The following is a 24,425-nucleotide window of genomic DNA, read 5'->3' as shown; positions in this document are numbered from 1 at the left end:
AACTGCCATCGATCGGTCCGGCTTTAAGGATAACGCCGCAGTTCGCGATCCGGGTCGAACAAATCTTGTCGATGGCGAGGACTGAGGGAGATCATGGCGCAGCTTTCGGACGACTGCTTCGCATTCGGCGGACCGATGATGTCGGTCGATGAGGCCGTCGCGATCATCGCCGCGCGGGTCAAGCCTGTCGGCGAGACCGAAGCCGTTGCCCTCGTGGATGCGGACGGACGCATCCTGGCCGGCGACATTGTCGCGCCGCTTGCGCTGCCGCCGTTCAAGAATTCCGCCGTCGACGGCTACGCGGTATCCGGCGCGGACCTGCCGGCGAGCGGCGAGCGCGCGTTCCCCGTTGCCGGACGGGTGCAGGCGGGCGCGTCGGCGCAGCCGGCGCAGCCCGGACAGGCGGTGCGGATCTTCACCGGCGCGCCGATGCCCGAAGGTACCGACACCGTGTTCATGCAGGAAGACGTGCGGATCGACGATTCCGGGCGCGTGATCCTGCCGTCCGGCCTGAAGGTCGGCGCCAATGTGCGCCCCAGCGGCGAAGACATTCCGCGCGGCCATGTCGCGCTGGCGGCGGGCCGGCGGCTGCGCCCGCAGGATATCGCGGTCGCCGCGGCCTTCGGGCTCACCACGCTCGATGTGGTGCGTCGGCTTCGCGTCGGGGTGTTCTCGACCGGCGACGAACTAGCCGCGCCCGGCAGCGCGCGCGCCGAAGCGCAACTGTTCGATTGCAACCGTTTCATGCTGATGGCGATGCTGCGGCGGCTCGGTTGCGAGGTCGGCGATCTCGGCATCCTGCGCGACGAGCGGGCCGAGCTCGCCGCGGCGCTCAAGCAGGTCGCGCGGCGCTACGACCTGATCCTGACCACCGGCGGGGTCTCGACCGGCGAAGAGGACCACGTCAGGGCCGGTATCGAACAGGCGGGCTCGCTGGTGCTGTGGCGGATGGCGATCAAGCCCGGCCGCCCGGTGGCGATGGGAATCATCGACGGCACGCCGCTGATCGGCCTGCCCGGCAATCCGGTGGCGAGCTTCGTCACCTTCGTTCATGTCGTGCGGCCGACCGTGCTGGCGCTATCGGGCGCTGTGCCGTCCCCCTTGCTGCCGATGCCGGTGCGGGCGGCCTTCAGCTACAAGAAGAAGAGTGGGCGGCGCGAATATGTCCGCGTCTCGCTGCGACGGGCGACGGACGGTACGCTGGAAGCGAACAAGTTTCCTCGCGAGGGAGCCGGTCTGCTGTCGTCGCTGATCGAGACCGATGGACTGGTCGAACTCGGCGAGTCGGTGGTGCGGGTTGAACCTGGCGATGCCGTCGGCTTTCTCGGCTACGCCGACCTGCTGTGAGAGCTGAAACGCGGTCGGGACCGCGCAGCGCGACGGGTGCGCGATAGCAAAATCAGATCGCCCGATAGGCAAACATAAACAATGGCCTACGCGGCAACCCGACGCTGCTAGAGACGTTCTAAAACTGCTTGCCTCTGGCATACCAGAGAATAGAGTTCGTCGAAGCAGTGCAATTCGCGCAAAGCGTGGTTCCCAAGGCGAGGCTTCATGAGTCGAGACGACGTTCACAAGGTTCGTGCGTTCGAGCATCCCGGACAGGGCAGGAAGCGAGCGAAGGCCACGCCCAAGGGACGCCAGGTCGACCCCGTGGCCGCCCATGAGATCGAGACGCTGCTCGGCGATCGTCCGAGGCGGCGCGACCTCCTGATCGAGTATCTGCATCTGATCCAGGACAAATACCATCAGATCTCGGCGGCGCATCTTGCCGCGCTCACCGACGAGATGAAGCTGTCGTTCGCCGAAGTGTTCGAGACCGCCACCTTCTACGCGCATTTCGACATCGTGAAGGAAGGCGAGGCTGACATCGCGCCGCTCACCGTACGTGTCTGCGATTCGCTGACCTGCGCGATGCTCGGCGGCGAACAGCTGTTGAAGGATCTGCAGAACCGCGCCGGCCCCGGCATCCGCGTCGTGCGCGCACCGTGCGTCGGCCGCTGCGACACCGCGCCCGCTGCCGAGGTCGGCCACAACTTCGTCGATCATGCGACCGTCACCAATGTGCTGGCGGCGGCGAAGAGCGGCGACACCCATGTGCACCTTCCGCCATATGTCGACTACGACGCCTATGTGGCGGGCGGCGGATACCGGCTGCTGGCGCGCCTGCGCTCAGGCGAGCTGCCGCGCGAAGACCTGCTGAAGGCGCTCGACGATGCGTCGCTGCGCGGCCTCGGCGGCGCCGGTTTTCCGACCGGCCGCAAGTGGCGCGCGGTGCTCGGCGAGCCCGGTCCGCGATTGATGGCGGTGAACGGCGACGAAGGCGAGCCCGGCACGTTCAAGGACCGCTATTATCTCGAGACCGATCCGCATCGTTTCCTCGAGGGCATGCTGATCGGCGCCCACGTGGTCGAGGCGCCGGAAGTCTACATCTATATCCGCGACGAGTACCCGGCCTGCCGCGACATCCTCGCGCGCGAGATCGCGAAGCTCCCACCGGGTGGTCCGACGCTGCATCTGCGGCGCGGCGCCGGCGCCTATATCTGCGGCGAGGAATCCTCGCTGTTGGAATCGATCGAGGGCAAGCGCGGCCTGCCGCGGCACAAGCCACCATATCCGTTCCAGGTCGGGCTGTTCGGCCTGCCGACGCTGATCAACAACATCGAGACGTTGTGGTGGGTGCGCGACATCGTCGAGAAGGGCGCCGATTGGTGGAAGAGCCACGGCCGCAACGAACGCCACGGCCTGCGCAGCTTCTCGGTGTCGGGACGCGTCAAGGCTCCTGGCGTCAAGCTCGCTCCCGCCGGCATCACGCTGCGCGAGTTGATCGACGAGTTCTGCGGCGGCATGGCCGACGGCCATACCTTGCAGGCCTATCTGCCGGGCGGTGCATCCGGCGGCATCCTGCCGGCGTCGATGGACGACATCCCGCTCGATTTCGGCACGCTGGAGAAATATGGCTGCTTCATCGGCTCCGCCGCCGTGGTCGTGCTTTCGCAGGCCGATGACGTCAGGGACGCCGCGCTGAACCTGATGAAGTTCTTCGAGGACGAGAGCTGCGGGCAGTGCACGCCGTGCCGCGCCGGAACCGAGAAGGCGGCACTGTTGATGCAGCAGCCGGTCTGGAACAAGGAACTGCTAGACCAATTGAGCCAGGCGATGCGCGATGCGTCGATCTGTGGCCTCGGTCAGGCGGCCTCCAATCCGCTGACCTCCGTGATCAAATATTTTCCGGACGGCTTTCGTCCGCAGCAAGCCGCCGAGTAGGCAAGGCCGAGCAGACGAATTTCGACGAGGACTTGAATGAGCAACAATCAGAACTCAGGCCTGACGATTCAGTTCGAGCTCGACGGCCAGCAGGTCGAGGCGCGGGCCGGCGAGACGATCTGGCAGGTCGCCAAGCGCCAGGGCACCGAGATCCCGCATCTGTGCTATTCGCCCGCTCCGGACTACAGGCCGGACGGCAATTGCCGCGCCTGCATGGTCGAAATCGAAGGCGAGCGCGTGCTGGCGGCGTCCTGCAAGCGGATGCCGACGGTCGGCATGAAAGTGAAGTCGGCCAGCCAGCGCGCCGTCGCGGCGCAGAAGATGGTGATGGAGCTGCTGGTGGCGGACCAGCCGGCGCGCGAAACCTCGCACGATCCGGACTCGAAATTCTGGCACTGGGCCGAGAAGACCGGCGTGACCGAAAGCCGCTTTCCCGCGACTGAACGCTGGCACGCCGACACCAGCCATCCGGCGATGAGCGTCAATCTCGACGCCTGCATCCAGTGCGGCCTCTGCGTGCGTGCGTGCCGCGAGGTGCAGGTCAACGACGTGATCGGCATGGCCTACCGCAACCACGACGCCAAGATCGTGTTCGACTTCGACGATCCGATGGGCGAATCGACCTGCGTCGCCTGCGGCGAGTGCGTGCAGGCCTGTCCGACCGGCGCGCTGATGCCGGCGGTCATGCTCGACGACAAGCAGACCCGCGTCACCTATCCAGACAAGAAGGTGGATTCGCTCTGTCCGTATTGCGGCGTCGGCTGCCAGGTCACCTACCAGGTCAAGGATGAGAAGGTGATCTACGCGGAAGGCCGCGATGGTCCCGCCAATCACAACCGGCTCTGTGTCAAGGGCCGCTTCGGCTTCGACTACATCCATCACCCCAATCGTCTGACCAAGCCGCTGGTGCGGCTGCCCGGCGTCAAGAAGGATGCCAACGACCAGGTCGATCCGGCCAATCCCTACACCCATTTCCGCGAAGCGACATGGGAGGAGGCGCTCGATCTCGCTGCTGCGGGCTTGCGCAAGATCCGCGACGAGAAGGGCGCCAAGGCGCTCGCCGGCTTCGGCTCGGCCAAGGGCTCGAACGAGGAAGCCTATCTGTTCCAGAAGCTGGTGCGCACCGGCTTCGGTTCCAACAATGTCGATCACTGCACGCGGCTGTGTCACGCCTCGTCGGTGGCGGCGCTGTTCGAGGGATTGAGCTCAGGCGCGGTGTCGGCGCCGTTCGCGGCCGCGGCCGACGCCGAGGTGATCTGGGTGATCGGCGCCAATCCGACCGTGAACCATCCGGTCGCCGCCACCTACATCAAGAACGCCGCCAAGCGCGGCGCCAAGCTCTATGTGATGGACCCGCGCCGGCAGACGCTGTCGCGCCACGCCACCGAGCACCTGCAATTCAAACCGGGCAGCGACGTCGCGATGCTGAACGCGATGATCCACACGATCATCACCGAAGGCCTGACCGACGAGCAGTACATCGCCGGCTATACCGAGGGCTATGACGAGCTGAAGGCGAAGATCCAGGAGTTCACGCCGGAGCGCATGTCCCAGATCTGCGGCATTCCGGCGGAGACGCTGCGCGAGGTTGCACGCGCCTACGCCCGCGCCAAATCGTCGATCATCTTCTGGGGCATGGGCATCAGCCAGCACGTCCACGGCACCGACAATGCGCGCTGCCTGATCGCACTGGCCCTGATCACCGGCCAGGTCGGCCGCCCCGGCACCGGGCTGCATCCCCTGCGCGGGCAGAACAATGTGCAGGGCGCCTCCGACGCCGGCCTGATTCCGATGTTCCTTCCGGACTACCAGCCGGTCGGCCGCGACGACATGCGCGGCGCCTTCGAAAAGCTGTGGGGACAGGAGCTCGATCCGGTGCGCGGCCTGACCGTGGTCGAGATCATGAACGCGATCCACGCCGGCGAAATCCACGGCATGTATGTCGAGGGCGAGAATCCCGCGATGTCCGATCCCGACCTGCAGCACGCGCGCGAGGCGCTCGCCAAGCTCGATCATCTCGTCGTGCAGGACCTGTTCGTCACCGAGACCGCGTTCCACGCCGACGTCATCCTGCCGGCTTCGGCGTTCGCCGAAAAGTCCGGCTCCTTCACCAACACCGACCGCCGCGTGCAGCTGGCGCGCGAGGTGATCAAGCCGCCGGGCGATGCAAGGCAGGATCTCTGGATCATCCAGGAGATCGGCAAGCGGATGGGACTGCCCTGGAACTATGCGGGGCCGGGTGAGGTCTTCACCGAGATGGCCGAGCTGATGCCGTCGCTGAAGAACATCAGCTGGGAGCGCCTGGTGCGCGAGGGCGCGGTGACCTATCCGGTCGACGATCCCGACAAGCCCGGCAACGAGATCATCTTCACCACCGGCTTCCCGACCGAAAGCGGCCGCGGCAAGATCGTGCCGGCCAAGGTGATCCCGCCTGACGAACTGCCCGACGACGAGTACCCGATGGTGCTGTCGACCGGCCGCGTGCTCGAACATTGGCACACCGGCTCGATGACGCGCCGTGCCCAGGTGCTCGACCAGATCGAGCCCGAAGCGGTCGCGTTCATGACCCCGAAAGACATGCACAAGAAGGGACTCGCGCCCGGCGACTTCATCCGTCTCGAGACGCGCCGCGGCGCGGTCGAGGTCAAGGTGCGTGCCGACCGCGACGTGCCCGAGAACATGGTCTTCATGCCGTTCTGCTACGCGGAAGCGGCGGCCAACCTGTTGACCAACCCGGCGCTCGACCCGTTCGGCAAGATTCCGGAGTTCAAGTTCTGCGCGGTCCGCGCCGAGAAGATCGATATCCGGACCGCGGCGGAATAGCGGTCCGGGGACGAAGCGCGGAAAGCCGCCCGCCGGCTACTCGCTCGCCCGACACAGCACCGCAAGCACCGTCGATCGACGTCCGCTCAGAGCGTAAGAGCGGGGCGTCGCTGCGGCGTGGACCCATGTCGCCCTTTGCCCCAAAGCGGACCTGTTTGAGAGCCCGGAAGTTGCCATTTCCACGAGAACTCGCGTATGCATGACGTGCAGGATCGCAGTGTGAGAAATTCAGATGACGATGGAGCTGAGGGGCGCGAGAGGCGAGGGATTTGCGACGATTGCCGCTGAAGGGCGCGTGCTGGATTCCTGGTTTCTTCAGCTGCGCCTGGTCGCGGAGGCCGACAAGACGGCAACGGTGCGGCTGGCGAGCGACGAGATCACCAGATCGTTGGGCGAGTCGGCGGACGGATATGCGCGACACGACGACATTCGCAATGTCGACATCGTTCCAATCCGCACAGAAATTGGCTCCCTTGCATCTGCACCGACTGACGTGCACGACGCGTATCTTCGACTCCATCTGCTGAGCCACCGGCTCGTCCAGCCGAATTGCCTGAACCTCGAGGGAGTTTTCGGTCTCTTACCTAACGTCGCCTGGACGACCCTCGGTCCCTGTGAGTGCTCTCGTGTACCGGACGCGCGAATGGAGGCACGAAAGCGTGCCCTCGCGTTCGAGGTGACAGGCGTGGATAAATTTCCGCGCATGACTGACTATGTGACGCCCGCAGACGTGAGAATTGCAGATGCGGATCGCGTAAGGCTCGGAGCCCACTTGGCCCCGGGCACGACCGTCATGCATGAAGGCTTTTGCAATTTTAACGCGGGTACGCTCGGTCCCTGCATGGTCGAAGGCCGGATCAGCGCCGGTGTGGTTGTCGGAAGCGGCAGCGACGTTGGTGGCGGAGCGTCGATCATGGGCACTCTGTCCGGAGGAGGGAAAGAGAGGATTACAGTCGGTGAGCGCTGCCTGATCGGAGCCAACGCCGGTATCGGCATTTCATTGGGTGACGATTGTATCGTCGAAGCGGGCTGTTACGTCACGGCAGGCGCGCGCATCCTTTTGGAGGATGGCCGAGTCCTGAAAGCCAAAGAACTCTCGGGCCAGAAGGGCCTGCTTTTTCGTCGGAATTCCCAGAGCGGTGCCCTTGAGGCAACCAAGCGTACGCCAAATTGGGACGGCCTCAACGCGCAACTTCACAGCTAGTCCCCGTCCGTCAGGGGACGATCACCACTCGGATTGCGATCTGTTTGGCGCGATCGCTGTTCACCACCAGTATGGCCACCGCCACGCCTCATAGAGGCGCCACGACGACACCAGGGGCGGGGCGTATGGATCGACCCGGTCGTCTTCAGGGCGATATTGATATCGTGGAACAATATAATAGTCCCACGGAGTTGGCCTTATCACGGGCGTCGGGATAATGACCCTCCTTGGTTCATGAACGACTTGTGCCTTCCGCGCCCGGGCTTCAGCACCAGACGTCCCGAGGTTGCACAGCACGAGGGCCGCTCCGAGAGCGCACGCGACGGTCATTATCTTCATGCATCGGCCTCCTTTGCCTGAGAGTGCAAAAGGACTCAAAGCAAGGCAAGCTAATTCGCTCTCGACCGGCTTGAATGACAGCTTGTGGGGCCCGTAGCCGACCTTTGCTCAGAAGGGCCGCGCGGAAGCCGGAGCCCGCACCCATGATCGATATGAGTACGCGCCCCGGTTCGGCTCTAACTCGACAAGGTCTCAGTAGTCCCAGAACACCGGCACCCAACGGAAGGCGTCACCCTCGACCGCGACATGTCCGACGGACGGGAACGGCATATGCGTGGCAACCAGCAGCTCGCGGTTCGCCGCCAGTTCCCGCAACAGACTGATCCGGGCGCGGGCCGCCTCTTCGGGATCGTGCTCGAAGCCATTGTGCCATTCGGGGTGCTCGAACCCGACCGCGAACACGAGGTCACCGGCGAATGTCAGCCGGTCGCCGCCGGACGCCAGACGAACGACGCTGTGGCCGGGAGTGTGGCCGCCGCTGCGACGGACGACCACTCCGGGCGCCACCTCGTGCTCCTCGTCGAACAGCCGCAGCTGGCTCTGGTATTCCTTCCTGAACCGCTTGGCCGTCGCACGAAGCGCGTCGGGGAAACCCGGCGGCATCGAGACGCGGGAGAAATCGGGCGCCTCCCAGAACTTGACCTCGGCAGCCGCCACATGGATCCGCAGGTCCGGACGCAGCCGCTCCTTCACGCCCTCGACGAGCAGCCCGCCAACGTGGTCCATGTGCATGTGGGTCAGCACCACGTCGGTCACGGACCCAAGATCGATACCGGCCGCCTCCAGTCGCTTGACCGTCTGCCCGGCCTTCGGCAGGTGCAGGTCCGGGTCCGACCCCAGCCCGGCGTCGACGAGGATGGTTTTCCCGCCGCTTCGCACCACGACCACGTTCAGCGCCCAGTCGAACGCGTCCGGCGGCAGGAACATGTCGTCCAGCCAGGCCGCGCGGACGGCCGGCTCGGCATTGTGCGCCAGCATCTTGGTCGGCAGCGGCAGCACCCCGTCGCTGACGACCAGCACGTCGATCTCGCCGATCTTCAGCGCGTAGCGCGATGGCACCAACTCGTTTGGCCCCGGCTGACCGGCGTGCGAGACATTGTCGAGGTTCATGCTTGTCTCCTGGGTATTGCGGATCATCTGGTTCATCGTTGAAAACTCCTGCGTTCGATCCTGATGTTCGATCCCGGCGGGCCGCATTGTTTCCGCCCGTGGATTGGACATGGTGGTGATCTAACGGATCGGGTGGGGCGCCGCCCCAGAGCGGTTGCCGTCGCTGTAGAGCGATTGCTGCCAACGCATGCGGGCCGCCGCACGCGAGCGCTGGGGACGAAACGGGAGGCAGCAGGCCATCGCCATGCCCCTAGCCACGTGCGACACTTCGGATTGGCGAAGCCGGTTCAACCCAGGACTAATATCTCCTCGTCGAGACCCCGGAATACGAACGTTCGGAGCAATTCATGGCCAAGCATCGGATCTATACAACGAGCTTCGCAAGCGTTTACCCGCTCTATGTCGCGAAAGCGGAGAAGAAGGGACGCACCAAAGCGGAGGTTGATCAGGTGATCTCCTGGTTGACCGGCTACGGTTCGAAGGAGCTGGAAGCTCAGTTGGAAAAACAAACCGACTTCGAAACGTTCTTCGCAAAGGCGCCTGAAATGAATCCTTCGCGGGCCTTGATCAAGGGCATGGTGTGCGGTGTCAGGGTTGAGGAAATCAAAGAGCCGACCATGCGGGAAATTCGTTACCTGGATAAACTGATCGATGAGCTGGCGCGTGGAAAGGCCATGGATAAAATCCTGCGGAGGGAATGACGCCTGATCGACCGGATTCCGTTCGCTCGGCGAGGCGACACCGGACGCTGGTGCGTCGCCCGCAATGACGAAAGGACCGGGGAGGGCCGCTACCACTGAGTTGCCCGACGGCGCAAGCCTTCGCAGCAAAAATATTTCGCTTTATCCGAAGCGTGGCTCGGTGTATGGTCTGCCCGTCTCACCCGACACGAGGGGCGCTTCGCGGTCGTCACGAACGTGGGTCGAGATGCGGTGGACGCCGATTGCGCAGTTGACGAACGTGCATGAGGCGGACGGTGAAGTCGTGTGGTCCTGACGCCCTAGCGGCAGGTGTCTTTTCCGATTGCGCAGTGCGCGTTGCGAAGACGGTGACAACCAAGCCCAGTCTCGCCGGGGAGAGCACGAAGTAAGCCGTAGCCCATCGCGCAGGGAAAGCCGGGTTGTTTCCGGTTACACCTGTGGTCCTACCCCCGAGCTTTCTACCCATTGCTCGGGGCCCATGGGTGCGATCGGCACCCGGCTTTCCCTGCGCCCTCTGCTTGAGGTGAGGGCGGAACAAGATGCAAAGCTCGGACGCAATGCGCCGCGAGACTGCGGAAGCATGAGCCACACGTGGTCCAACACATTCAGTGTCGTCTTGGCGTCAGTGTCGTCTTGGCGAAAGCCAGGACCCATTACCCCAAATGAGACTTGTTGCGCGATGCTGGGGCCACGACCTCGTTCACAATCAAATGCGGTGGTTATGGGTCCTGGCTTTCGCCAGGACGACAACGAAGAGTCACATCTGCAAGATTTGCCGCGGCGTATGGATCTCTGTTTTCGCAGGGCGACAGCCGGCAAGAAACACGCGCAGCATTCGCGCCCGGCGAACCCGCCATTGCCAAACCTCGCATTGACCTCATTGCCGTGGCCGGGCACAGCGTGCGGGCGGTGTCATTGAACGGTCGCAAGAGCCGAAGGGGATACCGCCGCATCGAATTTTGCAGTGCAGCAATGGTGCAATTGGCCCCTGCTAAAGGGGCAATGGCAATCGTCTTTGCTTGTCTGTAATGGTGCGACCGGATGTCTCGGGGCCGGTATTCGCGCTCCGCAATTACGCGGGAGGAAACATGCGTAAACTCATATTGGCTGCGGCGTCGATCGCGGCTTTGACCTTTGTCGGGCCTGCGGCGGCGCAGTCGCCGATCGTTCTCAAATTCAGCCACGTGGTGGCCTCGGATACGCCGAAGGGCAAGGCGGCCGACAAGTTCAAGGAACTCGCCGAGAAGTACACCGGCGGCAAGGTGAAGGTCGAGGTCTACCCGAACTCGACGCTTTACAAGGACAAGGAAGAGCTCGAGGCGCTGCAGCTCGGCGCGGTGCAGATGCTGGCGCCGTCGAACTCGAAGTTCGGCCCGATCGGCATCAAGGAATTCGAAGTCTTCGATCTGCCCTACATCCTGCCCGACCTGAAGTCGCTGCGGAAGGTCACCGACGGGCCGCTCGGCGCCCAGCTGCTCAAGAAGCTGGATTCCAAGGGCATGACCGGTCTCGCCTATTGGGACAACGGCTTCAAGCAGATGAGCGCGAACAAGAAGCTGGTCGCGCCCGCCGACTACAAGGGGCTCAAGTTCCGCATCCAGTCGTCGAAGGTGCTGGAAGCCCAGTTCCGCGCGCTCGGCGCGATCCCGCAGGTGATGGCATTCTCCGACGTCTACCAGGCGCTGCAGACCGGCGTGGTCGACGGCCAGGAGAACACCTGGTCGAACATCTACACCCAGAAAATGCATGAGGTGCAGAAGTACGCCACCGTCACCAATCACGGCTACATCGGCTACGTCGTGGTCGTGAACAAGAAGTTCTGGGACGGCCTGCCGGCCGATATCCGCGAGCAGCTCTCCAAGGCAATGAAGGAAGCCACCGAGTTCGGCAACAGCCAGTCGGCCAAGGAAAACGACGACGCGCTCGCCGAGATCAAGAAGGCCGGCAAGACCGAGATCGTCGCGTTGACGCCGGAGCAGGACGAGGCGATGCGCAAGGCGATGATGCCGGTCTACAAGGACGTGGCATCGCGCGTCGGCCAGCCGTTGATCGACGAATTCCTCAAGGAAACCGGCCGCAGCCCGATGAACTAGCTGCGATGCTTCGCCGCTGAGGCGATGCCAGACGAGCTCCCTCTCCCGGTTCTTGCGGGGAGAGGGTTGGGGTGAGGGGCCTTCTCCGCGAACGCGGCTCCAGATGTGCTCGCGGAAGCTCCCCCTCACCGGAAATTCAAGCTGCGCTTGAATTTCGACCTCTCCCCGCACGCGGGGCGAGGTAGATCGGAGGCAGCTCCGATCGACGGCAACAGTCACGCGGGACTTGAACCGCAAACATAGTGAACGCCGCGGCCGCGTGAGGTCGCGGCCAGGGTGCCGTGGCCGGTTGCCGCATCAGGCCATGACAGGGGAGATCAATGCTGCTTAAAATTCTGGACCGGCTCGAGGAAATCATCATCGCGAGCCTGATGGGGGCCGCGACGCTGCTGACCTTCGTCACGGTCGTGCACCGTTTTCTGGTCGACGTTCCCGTGCTCTATCCGTACCTGTTCGGCATCAATCTCGCATGGTCGCAGGAACTCTGCATCTACATGTTCATCTGGATGGCGAAGTTCGGCGCCGCCTATGGCGTGCGCGCCGGCGTCCATGTCGGCGTCGACGTCCTGATCAACCGGCTCAACGATTTCTGGCGCAAGCGCACCATCACCTTCGGCCTGCTCGGCGGCGCGCTATTCACCGGGATCGTCGGCACCATGGGCGCCAAATTCGTGTTCGAATTGATGCATACCGACCAGGTCTCACCGGATCTCGAGATCCCGAGCTGGATCGTCTACGCCTGCATTCCGCTCGGCTCCTATCTGATGTGCTTCCGCTTCCTGCAGGTGTGCTGGAATTACTGGTGGACCGACGACCTGCCGCACCATGACGCCTCCCATGTCGATGGCGTCGAGACCAGCAAGACCGCGCCCGTCGCGCTTGGAGAAGCGTGATGAGCGCCGCACTTATTTTCGGACTGCTGTTTGCCCTGATGCTGACGGGCATGCCGATCTCGATTTCGCTCGGCCTGACCGTGCTCACCTTCCTGTTCACCATGACCGAGGTGCCGATCGAGAGCGTCGGCCTGAAGCTGTTTTCGGGCCTCGACAATTTCGGCATCATGGCGATCCCGTTCTTCATCCTGGCCGGCACCTTCCTGACCCGCGGCGGCGTCGCGCGGCGCATGATCGCGTTCACGACCTCGCTGGTCGGGCATCTGCCCGGCGGCCTTGGGCTGGCCGGCGTCGCGGCCTGCGCGATGTTCGCGGCGATCTCGGGCTCGAGCGTCGCCACCGTGGTTGCGATCGGCTCGATCATGATGCCGGCGATGGTCGATCACGGCTATCCGAAGCGGTTCGGCGTCGGCGTGATCTCGACCTCGGGCGCTCTCGGCATCCTGGTGCCGCCCTCGATCATCCTGGTGCTCTACGGCGTCTCCACCAACACCTCGATCGGCGCGCTGTTCATGGCCGGCATCGTGCCGGGCGTCGTGCTCGCGCTGATGCTGGCGGCGGTGACTTTCTTCGTCGCGCAGCGCAACGGCTATCCGAAGATGCCGCGCGCGACCATCGGCCAGCAGTTCAAGGCGTTCCGCGAAAGCATCTGGGGCCTGCTGCTGATCGTGATCGTGCTCGGCGGCATCTATGGCGGCATCTTCACGCCGACCGAAGCCGCAGCGGTCGCCGCGACCTACGCCTTCTTCATCACCGTATTCGTCTACAAGGAGCTGAAGCTCTCCGAGGTGCCGAAGGTGCTGCTGCAGGCGGCGAGCATGAGCTCGATGCTGCTCTACATCATCACCAACGCGGTGCTGTTCTCGTTCCTGATGACGCACGAGCAGATCCCGCAGGAGATGGCGGCCTGGATCATCGACAAGAACTTCTCGGTCTGGATGTTCCTGCTCGTCGTCAACATCATCCTGCTGCTCGCCGGCAACGTGATGGATCCGTCGTCGATCCTCCTGATCATGGCGCCGATCCTGTTTCCGCTGGCGACCAAGCTCGGCGTGCACCCGGTGCATCTCGGCATCCTGATGATCGTCAACACCGAGGTCGGGCTGTGCCACCCGCCGGTCGGGCTCAACCTCTACATTGCGAGCAGTATCGCCAAGATGGGCATCAGCGAGATCACCATCTCGGTGTTGCCATGGCTGTGCGCGATGCTGGTGTTCCTCGGCCTGATCACCTACGTGCCGGAGATCTCGCTGTGGCTGCCGCGCTTGCTCGGCATGATCTAGCGCAAACAACAGACATCCAAAGCGCGACCTCGCGCCTTGGATGTTTCTGCGGTGCAATGAAAGCGGATTACATCTTGGTAACAGAGCTCTCTCTGTCCAATCCGTAAGTTGAAGGCGCGGGCGGGCGGCATCATCTTCGAGCAACCTTCAAAGGAGGTTCGTATGAAGAAAGTTCTGCTCGCCGGCATCGCGGCGCTCACGATTGCCGGTTCGACCGCGGTCTATGCCCAGCATCGTCCCTGGTTCCACGGCCATATGCGGATGAGCCCCGAGGATCGGGCCGCCTTCCTCGACGCGCGGATCGCCGCCGTCCACGCCGGGCTGAAGCTCAACGCCGATCAGGAGAAGCTGTGGCCGCCGGTTGAGGCCGCGGTGCGCGACTTCGCGAAGATGCGGCTCGATCGTGCCAATGCGCGGATGGCCGCCGAGAAGACCGATGCGGACAAGTCGCAGAAGCCGGATGATCCGGTCGCCCGCCTGCGCGAGCGCGCCGGCAACATGGCGGCGACCGCGACGTCGCTGACGAAGATCGCCGATGCCGCCGACCCGCTCTACAAGACGCTCGACGACAACCAGAAGCGGCGGCTGAGCATGCTGACCCATATGGAAGGGCGCGGCTTCGGCGCCGAAGGCTGGCGCCGCCACCGCCTAGAGCGCGGCATGGACCGCTGGGAGCGCGGCGGCCGCGGCTTCGATCACGACCGTTTCGACCGCGACGATGGCCCTGATCAGGAGCGCTCCGGCCGGCTCTGAGCGCTGTCCGCCGGCACCCTCGCCAAGTCTATGAAAGGCCGCCGGATTCCGGCGGCCTTTCGGTTGTCAGAAAGTCGGGAAAACTTGCTTGAGCTTGCTGGACATCGGGGAATCGCTTTGCTAAACGACCGCTCTCTTGCGAGGGTCATTTCCGGACAAGTTCCGGGCGCATAGCTCAGTTGGTAGAGCAGCTGACTCTTAATCAGCGGGTCCCAGGTTCGAGCCCTGGTGCGCCCACCAAGGAAAAGGCCTTCTTTTCCAGTACCTTCGCGAGATGGCGGTCGAGACCAAAACGAGTCTCGTGCGACGTTTTTTGTGGACGGCCGTCGCGCGACCGCATTGCTACGCGACTTTCCCTTTGTCTCTGTATCTTCACCCCATTCGATACAGCGCGCAGATCGGATGGTATAGGTCGATAATGTGCTCGTCGTAGAATAGGATATTAGGGCGAGCAAAACGGACAATCTGCTGGCCCGTCGCCGCAGGGTACGGCTTGCTGCAAAACCAGAACCGGACCGTTCGGGTCGGGCGTTCGATTCGCTCCCCCGCTACGCGTTCCCACTGTTTCCTGCCAACCTACGATCTTCCCTGATCCCCCCACGCTTGTGGCAGCACCAGAAGCCACCGTCGCGCTACGCCTTCGCATCTGGTATCAGGCAGGAATATCCTCGTTTGGCGAGGCGCTCGTGGTACATGCCGGCATGGAGCGTGCAGTCTCCCGCCATCACACCTATCGTAGCGCCCACCAGCCCTCGGTCCGCGAGCGCGTCTGCGACGGCGTCCACGATGTGGAGGATCGGTACCGAGGTTCTGACCTTCCGCACATTGTCCGAAGGCGGGACAGCCTAGCCGCGACACGGATGTAGACGTTCGCATGGTCACGCCGCGCCAATGTCAATTTCGAGTTGCTTCAGAATCTTGCTGGGGGTCGTGTCAAGTGCTTTCGCCAAGCGAAAGAGCGTGACGATCGTGGGGGATTTCAGCCCTCGTTCGATCTGACTCACATACGTCCGATGAATAGTCGCCCGATCGGCCAGCTCTTCCTGCGAAAGGCGAGCAGAAAGCCTTAGGCCAGCAATGATTTTTCCGAAGGCCAGATTGGGGCTTTTCACACCCTCACAGTGTTGCCTTGAACACTAAAGGACTACAGACTATAGTATTCAAGCTCGCAGCCTTGGGGGCGCGGCTATTGGAAGGGATTATGCAGGAGACACCGCCGCTCGATCCTGATGTGGCTGACCTGGCTCCCACTGAGCCGGCGCCGACATTCTACGATGAGCAGCACGTTGTGACTTACATTCGCCTTCTGCAGGCCGAGGGTGAGGGGGCGGACTGGCGGGACGTGGCCCGAATCGTCCTACATATCAATCCGGAGCGTGAGGCGGACCGCGCGCACAACGCATACCAGAGCCATCTCTCGCGCGCTAAATGGATGACGGAACGGGGACGTGTCTTACGTGGTGTAGGGTCGAATTAGAAGAAATCCGTCGATTCAAGCGCGGATATAGAAATCGTATCCCCCAGCCAATGTGTGGTGATCCGGAGGCACCACGTGGTGTCAAACTAGGGACTTCCCACTACGCGGTCGTTTGTAACTATTGCGCCGCAATCCTTGTTGGCTGCTGCATATCGGAGGACGCAAAGCCTGAGTTCGACAGGCGGCCCCAGTGACAACCCGCTTCAGATGGTCATTGACGGTTGCGAACAGGTATGCGTCGAATGCCATTGGCACGGCGGTAGCCCTCGCCAGAGCGAGTTCGCGGAGGTCTTCCGAATAGGGTCGCATCATCCATGCTGGCCGCCGTTCCCCAGCGTGGAGTTTGAATCAGAAATCGTCTCTGGGAATCTCGATTCCGGCAAAAGAACATGCTCTAGGCGCGAGCCAATCGCGAGTCGCGTCAGGATCAGCCGAGCAAGTGTCTACCGCGTTGTCGGACGCGAATAAGGATGCGTGGCTGTTAACCACTCTTCTGTGCATCGTGTATGTAGGCGCAAATCTTCAAATCATGAGAGATCAATAATGCAGGTGGGGAAGAACGAGACGCTTGCTGGAGTTCGCTTGATCAAGTTGCGGGACTTTCTCAGGTTTCACGAGGTAAGCTTTCCCGCTGAGGCCATTGGAGAGCAGTTCAAGGTCAATGGCGGCCGGAAGCAGGAAATCGAAGAGGCCCTGGTCAGGGCGGGCTATGTGACACGTCACGAGGAAGACAAAACGCGCTATCTAGTTGCACCTCTTGGGATGCAGCTATGCAATGCGAGGTTCATCTCGCGTATTTCGAGAGAGAAGGCCGAAGCCTTACTCCAATCCTTTCTGGTTCGCGTGGTTAGCATCAATGAACGCGACGAGCTCACGCACAAGGTTACTGGGGTGCGCGTATTTGGCAGCTATCTCACCGATAAGGCGGATTTGGGCGACATTGATCTCGCGGTTGCGATCAAAGCTCGGCGTGAATCCCACGTCAAAGAAAGCGTAGAGCGGGCGAACCAATCGGTTAGGGCAATCCGCAGCTTTCTCGACAGGATCACCTTCGGTCGTTCCGAAGTGAAAAAGCTTCTGAAAGGCGGCAGTCCCTATCTGTCCGTCCATGAATTCGATGAGGTGGATGAGTTGGGAATTCCCTACAAGGTGCTGTTCCCAAGCAATGGGGCCAACTAACAGTTCGGGGACTGCGTAACGGCAAAACGTGCCTTGAGCCCGATCGCCTGCCAGATACTCCAGAGCCCGGCTTCCGGCAGGAAGTTGGGCTCTTCCTACCCGCAAACCGCAGGATCGAAACCAAGGCGCCGCGCGGCACGATCGCGACTTCTCCTGCACCCGCCACGAGGGTTAACAGGCAATGCAACGAACGATTATGACCGTGCGACGGATGCCCATTTTCGGTCGGACAAGCCCGGGGATGCGACCGGCAAGTCATTGATTGTTCTCAATCCATGGTTGACTCTTAATCAGCGGGTCCCAGGTTCGAGCCCTGGTGCGCCCACCAAGCTTTTCAATAGCTTAGGTTAGCCCTCGTAGTTGTCATTCCGACAAACGGCCGCGTCTATTCCGACAAACCGGCTGCTTTTGTTCGCTTCTCGCGGCGCTTCCGGGTCCCCGAGATCAGCTGTTTACGGGTCCGCTTTGCATAGATCGGCAATTGCCGTGCAGACCTGTGGCGGCCGGCTGCGCGCAGTTCCGCGTCGGTCAGGTCGCTGTCGGCACCCTCGGTGAAGCCGCCGTGGCGGAACGAGGTGAATGAAAGCTCGGATCGAATGCCGGCCGCGGCGACAATGTCCTTCACGACGCTGCGCAGGTAGCGGAGGTCCGTGCGCTCAGTATCCACGGTGGCGGAGTACGCGACTTGCGGTGCGCGTGATCGCGCCTGAAGACCAGACCCGAAACCGTGACCTGCTTGATGGCATCGAGCTCGGCCATCAGTTCGGGGAAAAGTGATTCGCCCCGATCATCGAAAAGCGGCCACCAGGCTTCCTCGCCGTTCTTCGGATGCACGATCTTCACGCTATTGGGCCGCTCCTTGGGGCGGTAGTGCGAAATCTCAAAAGCTCCGACGACATGCTCCTCGCGCTGCAACCACTCCGTCAGCCCGTGAGACCGCCAGCTGTCGAAGGCCGGCAGAAGAACGTACTCGGCGCGCTCAACGGCCGCATTGTAGTTCTCACCGAGTCCCTTCGCCTTGACGTGACACCCTTGCGCACGTGCCCACGTTGGAGGCTCGAAGAAGTAGGCCCATCGGCCGTTGCGCAACGGCTTTCGCCTGCAATACCGAGGCAATCTCAGAGCGGTCTTGGGAGGTTTCGTACTAGCGCCCGAAGAGAGCCTGCGCGAGCGCGACGACTTACAGGCCGACGTTCCGCTGGCCGAGGCGGTGTCCCGCCTGCGGGCGAGGGCCCGGCCGGGCACCCTTGCGGCCGAAGCATGCGACGGTCGGGGCTTCGGTGGGTGTTGCCCCAAGTAAGCGTTTCGAGCATCTGCGCGATGAGCACCATGCCCAACCTCTCATGACCCAATTCCCTGGCATTCTCCCGCGAGCAAAATCAATCGCATCTGACGGAGCGAATGATCGGGTCAGTTTTGCGCAAAATGCGCAATAGGTCTTGAATACTGCGCGATATGAGCATATACGGCCACCGTTTGCTCGTTTTTATAGCAAAACGCGCAAAATGATCGGAAGTGCGCGGTGTGCGGGAGGACAACAGAAATGCAGGTTCCAATTAAGCGGGCGATCGAGAGCGTGCCGGGCGGGATGATGGTGGTCCCTCTGTTGGTCGGGGCGCTTATTGCCACCTTCTTTCCCGATACCCCGAAGTTTTTTGGCTCCTTCACCGGCGCACTGTTCTCTGGCGCGCTGACAATTCTCGCCGTGTTCTACGTTTGCATGGGCGCGAGCATCGACTTCCGCGCGACCCCCTACATTGTGAAGAAGGGCGGCACCCTGCTGATCGTGAAGGTTGGCGTGGCCGTTGTCCTCGGCCTGATCTTCGGCCGCATTTTGGGAGAGACACCGGTCGCAGCTGGCATGTTCGCGGGTGTCTCGACGCTCGCGATCGTTGCCGCCATGAACGACACCAATGGCGGTCTCTATATGGCGTTGATGGGCCAATATGGACGTCCGCGTGACGTCGGCGCCTATACTGTCATGTCGCTGGAGAGCGGTCCTTTCCTCACTATGATCACTTTGGGCGTCGCCGGCCTCTCGGCATTTCCATGGCAGACCCTTGTGGGCGCTATCCTGCCTCTGGTGGTGGGTATGATCATCGGCAATCTCGACAGAGAGATGCGCGACTTCCTGAGCCGCGCGGTGCCTGTGATGATCCCGTTCTTCGCCTTCGCGCTCGGCGCCGGCCTCGATCTGTCGAAGGTTTGGCAGGCCGGCCTGCTCGGCCTCGGCATGGGAGTGGCCGTGGTGGTTGTGACCGGCATCCCGCTGTTCCTCGCCGATCGCATCACTGGCGGGAATGGTGTCGCGGGTGTTGCGGCGGCCTCGACGGCCGGTAATGCGGCGGCCGTCCCGGCGATTGTCGCCGCGGCGAATCCAGCCTATGCGGACGCGGCGCGGCCGGCGACTATCCTCGTCGCGGCGTGCGTCGTGGTTACCGCAATCCTCGTGCCGATCGTCACCGCCTGGACAGCCCGCGTTGTTGGTCGCGACGTCGAGGAGCCTGCAGAAGAGAACAACGTGGCTTCTGCCGGCAAGATGCCCCCCGCGGCGCGCTCGGTTGTCACTGAGGCAAGTCACTGAAGCAGGTCGCTGAAGATGGCCCCTAAAGCGTTTTCGAGCGAAGTGGATACCGGTTCGCGTCAAGAAAACGCGTCAAGCCAAAGCTGGCTGATCGTCGCTGACGATCTCACCGGTGCCGCGGACTGTGCGATCGCCTTCGGCAGAAGGGGGCGTGCGGCTGCGGTGACGTGGGGTGAGGTGACCGACGCGTCGGGCTACCAGCTGCCCGTCCTGGCCTACGATGCCGCGAGTCGAGGCCTTTCGGCCGGGGCCGCTGCAGCCCGCCATGCCGATGTGCTGGCGCGCCTTTGCGAAGGCGGACGTATTCTTTTCAAGAAGATTGACTCGACGCTGCGGGGGCAACCTGCAGCGGAGACTGCCGCCGCGCTTGCGCATCTCAAGTCACGGTCGGGTCCGGCCTTTGGCGTGTTCGCGCCGGCCTTTCCGGCCACCGGCCGGACCACCATCGACGGGCGTATCCTGGTCAGAGGCCGCCCCCTCGAGGAGGCCGAGGTCTGGCACCGCGACCACACCTACCCGAATGCCGATCTTGTCGACGTTCTCGCGACCGCGGGCGTTCGCGGTGAGAAGGTCAAGCTCGCTGCCGTGCGCGGTGGCGATCTCAAAGCCACGTTCGCGAGGCTCGCCCGGGAGGGCGACGTGGTCGCGGCCTGCGACGCCGAGACTGAACACGATCTGCGTTTGATCGCGGAGGCGAGCCTGCATGCATCGCCCGCAACCTTCTTCATCGGCAGCGCCGGCCTCGCGCACGCGCAGGCCGGCCTCGAAGTGAGCCATGGCGTCGAGCCGCTGCGCATTCCGACGAGCGCATCCGGCACCCTGATCGTGGTGGGCTCGCTCGCCGGCGCATCTCGCGCCGCCGCGCGCGAGCTGGAGGCGACCGGCACCGTGGCGCATTTCCCGGTCGCGCCGGAGACGCTGCTCAACGATGGTGCCGGCCGGGCGGCGCTCGCCGCGGACGTGATGAAACGACTTGCCGGCGGCGGCGATACACTGGTTGAGATCATGATGGATGATCACCCCGACATGTCGCTCGGCCCGCAGCTCGCCAAGGGGCTCGCCGACGCTCTTGAGGCCGTCGCACCCGCGATCGGCGCCTTCGCTGCGACCGGCGGCGAAACCGCCGCGGCGATGCTGTCGCGCTTCGGCGTCAACGGCATCCGTCTTGCCGACGAAATCGAGCCGGGCGTGTCGCTCGGCCTTACTCTTGGCCGATTGTCTGTTCCGATCGCCACCAAAGCGGGCGCGTTCGGTGACGAGAACAGCCTCATCCGCATCAGCGAGCGGCTTCGCGCCGTCCGAACCAGAGGAAGTTTCATATGACTCGTCCGACCATTGCGATCACCATGGGAGATCCGGCCGGTATCGGGCCCGAGGTGATCATGAAGGCGCTGGCGCAGCCGCAGGTGCAGGCGATCTGCAATGCGCTGGTGATCGGCGACTCCAACCGTCTGCGCAAGGCCGGTCAGATCGTCGGCGTGCCGCTTGAGGTCGATGCGTTGAGCGACGCGAAGCAGGCGAATTTTGCTTCGAAGGCCGTGCAGTGCGTTGACCTGAAGCTGGTGCCAGACGATCTGCCGTTCGGCATGGTGTCGGCGACGGCAGGTGAGGCGGCATATCGCTACATCGAGAAAGCCGTGCAGGTGGTGCAGGCAGGGCTCGCGCAGGGCATCTGCACCGCGCCGCTTTCCAAGGAAGCGCTGCATGCGGCCGGCCACAAATATCCCGGCCATACCGAGCTCCTGGCGCATCTGACCGGCACGCCGGAAGTATCGATGATGCTGGTGTCGCCGAAACTCCGCGTCATTCACGTGACCACGCATATCGGCCTGCTCGATGCGATCGAGAAGATCGAGCCTGGCCTCGTCGAGCGTGTCATCGCACGCGGGCATGACGTGCTGGTGCGCGCCGGCGTCGTCAATCCGAAGATCGGCGTCTGCGCCATCAATCCGCATGCCGGCGAGAACGGGTTGTTCGGTCGCGGCGAGGAAGCCGCGAAGATCGCGCCGGCCGTGGAAGCCTGTCAGCGCAAGGGCTGGGACGTGCACGGCCCCCTGCCTGCCGACACGCTGTTCTTCCTGGCCGGCCGCGGCGACTACGACATGGTGGTCGCGATGTATCACGATCAGGGCCATGGACCCATCAAGGTGCTGGGGCTGGAAGCCGGCGTGAACATCACTGTTGGTCTGCCGGTGATCCGCACCTCGGTCGATCACGGGACCGCCTTCGACATCGCGGGCAAGGGCATCGCCGACGAGCGCAGCCTGATCGAAGCGCTGCGGCAGGCGGTCGATCTCGCGCCGAAGAAGGCGGCTTGAGGGGGCTGCGCGGGCTCCTCAGGATGAGGAGCGAGATGCGCGTTAAGCGCTGACATTGCGCGGTCGATACATCGTGGTATGCATCGGCCGTGCCGCGAAGCCGATACGGTCGAGCTCGGCTGACGGCAATGAATCCGGGGGCTGAGGTTCGATGTCGATGCGCAGCAAGGAGCGTCACGCTCGTCTGTTGGAAGCACTGAACGCGGGAGAGATCGATGTCGACGATCTCGCGCGGCGCTTCGACGTCTCCGCTTCCACCGTGCGGCGCGACTTGCAGCATCTTTCCAGGAACAATGCCGTGCGCCGCACCTATGGCGGCGCCATTCTCACCGCCCACGCGAATGAGACGACGCTCGAGCAGCGCCTCGCGGTTCAGGGCAAACAGAAGCAGGCGATCGCGCGCGCGGCGATCGATCTGATCGAGGACGGCGACACGCTGATTCTCGATGCCGGCTCGACGGTCGCAGCCTTCGGCCGACTGCTGCAGCATCGGCGGCTGCGCATCATCACCAACAATCTTGCGCTGCTGCCCTTCTTCGCCAAGGCTCCGAGCATAGAGCTTGTGGTGCTGGGCGGCGCGCTGCGCACCACCAGCATGAGCACCATGGGGCCGCTCGCCAATGAGGCGCTGCGCCGCATGACCGCGGACCGCGCCGTCATGAGCGCCGACGGCGTGGTGAATGGCCGTGGCCTGTGCGAAGCGGATCTCGAACAGGTCGCACTGAAGTCGCTGATGATGCAGCAGTCGAAGGAAGTCATCGTTCTCGCCGACGCCAGCAAGCTCGGCCGCGCCGAACAGATGGCCTGGGCGCCGCTGCCGCCGCGCTGGACTCTGGTGACTGATGTCGGCGCATCTGAGGAGCAGTGCAAGCGTCTCGCCGACGCGGGAGCGCGCGTGATCGTTGCCGGCGTTCGCTGAGCCGGCATCGCAATTTTTCGCGTGATCGGAGAAAAATATCGACCGAGGCGGGGTTGCGCAAGGAATCGCTGAACCGGGGCGCAATGCCGTCAACTTGAATCGCCATATGCTAGGTGGCGATCACCAAACGAGGTTCGCCATGGCGTGCAAGTCTTGGAGTGGTTCTTGGAACGGCACTTGGATCGGCTCTTGGATCAGCCGGCTTGGCGCGCCGCTCGTCGCTTTTGTTTTGACCGTCGCGCCGTTGGCTTCGCCGGTGCACGCCGTTGAGGACGCTCGCAAGGTGAGCGTGGTGTCGTTCGGCCTTTTCGGCGATCAGGGCGTGTTTAGACGCGAGGCGACCGGCGCAGCACAGGTCGTAGCGGGTCGTTTCGGGAGCGGCCCAGTCAACGTGCAATTCAATTCGAAGAAAGGCGGAGGTGCAACGATTGAAGGCCTGGCTAAGTCCTTGCAGGCGGCGGCCAATGGGATGGACGCCGAGAATGATGTTCTGTTCTTGATTCTCACCTCGCACGGCTCCCCCGACGGGCTTGCAATCAAAGCCGGGCGGCTTACGCAAACGCTCACGCCGCCCCATCTCGCCGCCATGCTGGCGCGGACCGGCATGCGATACAAGGTGGTGGTCATCTCTGCCTGTTATTCCGGGGTCTTTATCCCTCGTCTCGCGAACCCCGATACGTTGGTCATCACCGCGGCCGATGCCGACCATTCATCGTTCGGCTGTCGGGACAAAGCCAAGTGGACCTACTTCGGCAACGCCTTTTTCAATGTCGCACTCCGGCAAGCCAGAAGCCTGAAGAACGCCTTTGTCGTTGCACGCTCGCTCGTCCAGCAGCGAGAACTGCGCGCTCGCTTCGAGCCGTCGAATCCCCTGATGGCAGGCGGCGCAAACGTGCAGCCGTTGCTCATTGCGCGTCCTTGAGGACCGGCCGCGTTTGCGGCCGGCGCCTGTGGGTGCCGTCCACCTCGTCCATGTTGATCTGGTCACCGCATCGCGCCGCATGTCTGCTACTGGGCCCCTTAGCGGACTTGATTGGCGTTATGGCTGACTTCCGCTTTGCCGGAGATAGCCGACTTCACCGCCAAAGGGAGAGACTGCTTCTGTCGGTGCCTCTCCGTCGGCCGAAGGCGAGGATCGTGGATGGCACTGTCGCGTCCACTCATCAGCAGGTGAGCTTACCTGACGCCGTTGCGCACGTATCTGGTGCGGTTTCTGGTGCGGTCGTCGCGCTGCGGGCAACGAGAACGAAGTAAGCTATTGATCTCATTGGTGGACCCGGCAGGACTCGAACCTGCAACCAGACCGTTATGAGCGGTGGGACAATCGTCGCCGCTGTTAAGTTTTCTGCCTTTTCGTCGAATTCGACCACGTTCGCCACCCTTCGTGCGGGTTGTTATTGGCGCGAAACTGGTGCGGATTGTCTGTAGTCGAATCTTGGACCAGGACGTTGCGTTCTGTAGGTGATAACGTGAGAACACACT

The 24,425-nt window shown here is 63.1% G+C and carries 20 protein-coding genes and 2 tRNA genes; 18 read left to right on the top strand and 4 right to left on the bottom strand.

Features of this window, described 5'->3' with window-relative positions; all coding sequences use genetic code 11:
* Positions 1-93 precede the first annotated feature (93 nt).
* The 4 genes from ACVW1B_RS23010 (at position 94) to dapD (ending at position 7,294) form a co-directional block, all read left to right on the top strand.
* On the top strand, positions 94-1,347 hold the full coding sequence (locus ACVW1B_RS23010; protein WP_456792622.1) for a molybdopterin molybdotransferase MoeA: 1,254 nt from the start codon (positions 94-96) through the stop codon (positions 1,345-1,347).
* A gap of 207 nt (positions 1,348-1,554) precedes the next feature.
* Positions 1,555-3,267 carry an NADH-ubiquinone oxidoreductase-F iron-sulfur binding region domain-containing protein gene (locus ACVW1B_RS23005; RefSeq protein WP_456792621.1) on the top strand — a complete coding sequence of 571 codons (1,713 nt, stop codon included), beginning with the start codon at positions 1,555-1,557 and terminating at the stop codon, positions 3,265-3,267.
* Between the two features lie 36 nt (positions 3,268-3,303).
* Positions 3,304-6,090 (top strand): formate dehydrogenase subunit alpha, encoded by a 2,787-nt coding sequence (gene fdhF, locus ACVW1B_RS23000; RefSeq protein ID WP_456779614.1) that lies wholly within the window; start codon positions 3,304-3,306, stop codon positions 6,088-6,090.
* 232 nt (positions 6,091-6,322) lie between these two features.
* On the top strand, positions 6,323-7,294 hold the full coding sequence (gene dapD / locus ACVW1B_RS22995; RefSeq protein WP_456779615.1) for a 2,3,4,5-tetrahydropyridine-2,6-dicarboxylate N-succinyltransferase: 972 nt from the start codon (positions 6,323-6,325) through the stop codon (positions 7,292-7,294).
* Positions 7,295-7,825: 531 nt separating this feature from the next.
* On the opposite strand, the gene ACVW1B_RS22990 is transcribed toward dapD, so the two are convergent.
* Entirely contained in the window at positions 7,826-8,779 is a 954-nt protein-coding gene (locus ACVW1B_RS22990; protein ID WP_092090555.1) for an MBL fold metallo-hydrolase, read from the bottom strand.
* Positions 8,780-9,090: 311 nt separating this feature from the next.
* On the opposite strand from ACVW1B_RS22990, the gene ACVW1B_RS22985 reads away from it, so the two are divergent.
* The 6 genes from ACVW1B_RS22985 to ACVW1B_RS22960 all read left to right on the top strand — a co-directional run bounded on the left by ACVW1B_RS22985 (position 9,091) and on the right by ACVW1B_RS22960 (position 14,706).
* Positions 9,091-9,444 (top strand): DUF2200 domain-containing protein, encoded by a 354-nt coding sequence (locus tag ACVW1B_RS22985; protein ID WP_057020632.1) that lies wholly within the window; start codon positions 9,091-9,093, stop codon positions 9,442-9,444.
* Positions 9,445-10,532: 1,088 nt separating this feature from the next.
* On the top strand, positions 10,533-11,537 hold the full coding sequence (locus ACVW1B_RS22980) for a TRAP transporter substrate-binding protein (RefSeq protein WP_028342401.1): 1,005 nt from the start codon (positions 10,533-10,535) through the stop codon (positions 11,535-11,537).
* Between the two features lie 320 nt (positions 11,538-11,857).
* Positions 11,858-12,430, top strand: coding sequence for a TRAP transporter small permease (locus ACVW1B_RS22975; RefSeq protein WP_057020631.1), 573 nt, complete (start codon positions 11,858-11,860; stop codon positions 12,428-12,430).
* The gene (locus tag ACVW1B_RS22970; protein ID WP_168857133.1) at positions 12,430-13,713 is read left to right on the top strand and encodes a TRAP transporter large permease; all 1,284 of its coding nucleotides are present in this window, start codon (positions 12,430-12,432) and stop codon (positions 13,711-13,713) included. The genes ACVW1B_RS22975 and ACVW1B_RS22970 overlap by 1 nt, the downstream gene beginning before the upstream one ends.
* 162 nt (positions 13,714-13,875) lie before the next feature.
* Positions 13,876-14,466 carry a Spy/CpxP family protein refolding chaperone gene (locus ACVW1B_RS22965; RefSeq protein ID WP_028332421.1) on the top strand — a complete coding sequence of 197 codons (591 nt, stop codon included), beginning with the start codon at positions 13,876-13,878 and terminating at the stop codon, positions 14,464-14,466.
* Between the two features lie 164 nt (positions 14,467-14,630).
* Positions 14,631-14,706: transfer RNA gene (locus ACVW1B_RS22960), tRNA-Lys, on the top strand.
* A 638-nt stretch (positions 14,707-15,344) separates the two neighbouring features.
* Here ACVW1B_RS22960 and ACVW1B_RS22955 read toward each other — a convergent pair.
* On the bottom strand, positions 15,345-15,578 hold the full coding sequence (locus ACVW1B_RS22955; RefSeq protein WP_253589666.1) for a helix-turn-helix domain-containing protein: 234 nt from the start codon (positions 15,576-15,578) through the stop codon (positions 15,345-15,347).
* Positions 15,579-15,667: 89 nt separating this feature from the next.
* On the opposite strand from ACVW1B_RS22955, the gene ACVW1B_RS22950 reads away from it, so the two are divergent.
* From ACVW1B_RS22950 to ACVW1B_RS22940, 3 genes are all read left to right on the top strand, one after another.
* Positions 15,668-15,943: a DUF2285 domain-containing protein gene (locus ACVW1B_RS22950; protein ID WP_253589667.1), complete on the top strand. Its 276-nt coding sequence runs from the start codon at positions 15,668-15,670 to the stop codon at positions 15,941-15,943.
* Positions 15,944-16,486: 543 nt separating this feature from the next.
* A complete protein-coding gene (locus ACVW1B_RS22945) occupies positions 16,487-17,122 on the top strand; it encodes a hypothetical protein (protein WP_456780046.1) in 636 nt (211 codons plus the stop codon).
* 238 nt (positions 17,123-17,360) lie between these two features.
* Positions 17,361-17,450, top strand: a tRNA-Ser gene (locus tag ACVW1B_RS22940).
* Positions 17,451-17,507: 57 nt separating this feature from the next.
* Here ACVW1B_RS22940 and ACVW1B_RS22935 read toward each other — a convergent pair.
* Together ACVW1B_RS22935 and ACVW1B_RS22930 are read right to left on the bottom strand one after the other, a co-directional pair.
* The gene (locus tag ACVW1B_RS22935) at positions 17,508-17,747 is read right to left on the bottom strand and encodes a hypothetical protein (protein WP_456780047.1); all 240 of its coding nucleotides are present in this window, start codon (positions 17,745-17,747) and stop codon (positions 17,508-17,510) included.
* On the bottom strand, positions 17,744-18,211 hold the full coding sequence (locus ACVW1B_RS22930; protein ID WP_456780048.1) for a hypothetical protein: 468 nt from the start codon (positions 18,209-18,211) through the stop codon (positions 17,744-17,746). The genes ACVW1B_RS22935 and ACVW1B_RS22930 overlap by 4 nt, the downstream gene beginning before the upstream one ends.
* 454 nt (positions 18,212-18,665) lie before the next feature.
* Between ACVW1B_RS22930 and ACVW1B_RS22925 the strand changes: the two genes are divergently transcribed.
* From ACVW1B_RS22925 to ACVW1B_RS22905, 5 genes are all read left to right on the top strand, one after another.
* The gene (locus tag ACVW1B_RS22925; RefSeq protein WP_225164475.1) at positions 18,666-19,706 is read left to right on the top strand and encodes a 2-keto-3-deoxygluconate permease; all 1,041 of its coding nucleotides are present in this window, start codon (positions 18,666-18,668) and stop codon (positions 19,704-19,706) included.
* A 15-nt stretch (positions 19,707-19,721) separates the two neighbouring features.
* A complete protein-coding gene (locus ACVW1B_RS22920) occupies positions 19,722-21,029 on the top strand; it encodes a four-carbon acid sugar kinase family protein (RefSeq protein ID WP_456822286.1) in 1,308 nt (435 codons plus the stop codon).
* Positions 21,026-22,024, top strand: a complete 999-nt coding sequence (gene pdxA / locus ACVW1B_RS22915; RefSeq protein WP_456792619.1) for a 4-hydroxythreonine-4-phosphate dehydrogenase PdxA — start codon at positions 21,026-21,028, stop codon at positions 22,022-22,024. Before ACVW1B_RS22920 ends, pdxA begins: the two co-directional genes overlap by 4 nt.
* A gap of 151 nt (positions 22,025-22,175) precedes the next feature.
* A complete protein-coding gene (locus tag ACVW1B_RS22910) occupies positions 22,176-22,943 on the top strand; it encodes a DeoR/GlpR family DNA-binding transcription regulator (protein WP_310880616.1) in 768 nt (255 codons plus the stop codon).
* Positions 22,944-23,082: 139 nt separating this feature from the next.
* On the top strand, positions 23,083-23,865 hold the full coding sequence (locus ACVW1B_RS22905; RefSeq protein ID WP_456780052.1) for a C13 family peptidase: 783 nt from the start codon (positions 23,083-23,085) through the stop codon (positions 23,863-23,865).
* The last annotated feature ends 560 nt before the right edge of the window (positions 23,866-24,425 follow it).

It is taken from the genome of Bradyrhizobium sp. USDA 4502, assembly GCF_054063355.1.
Note: the sequence above shows the minus strand (reverse complement) of the source record. Positions and strands in the feature narration are given on the sequence as shown.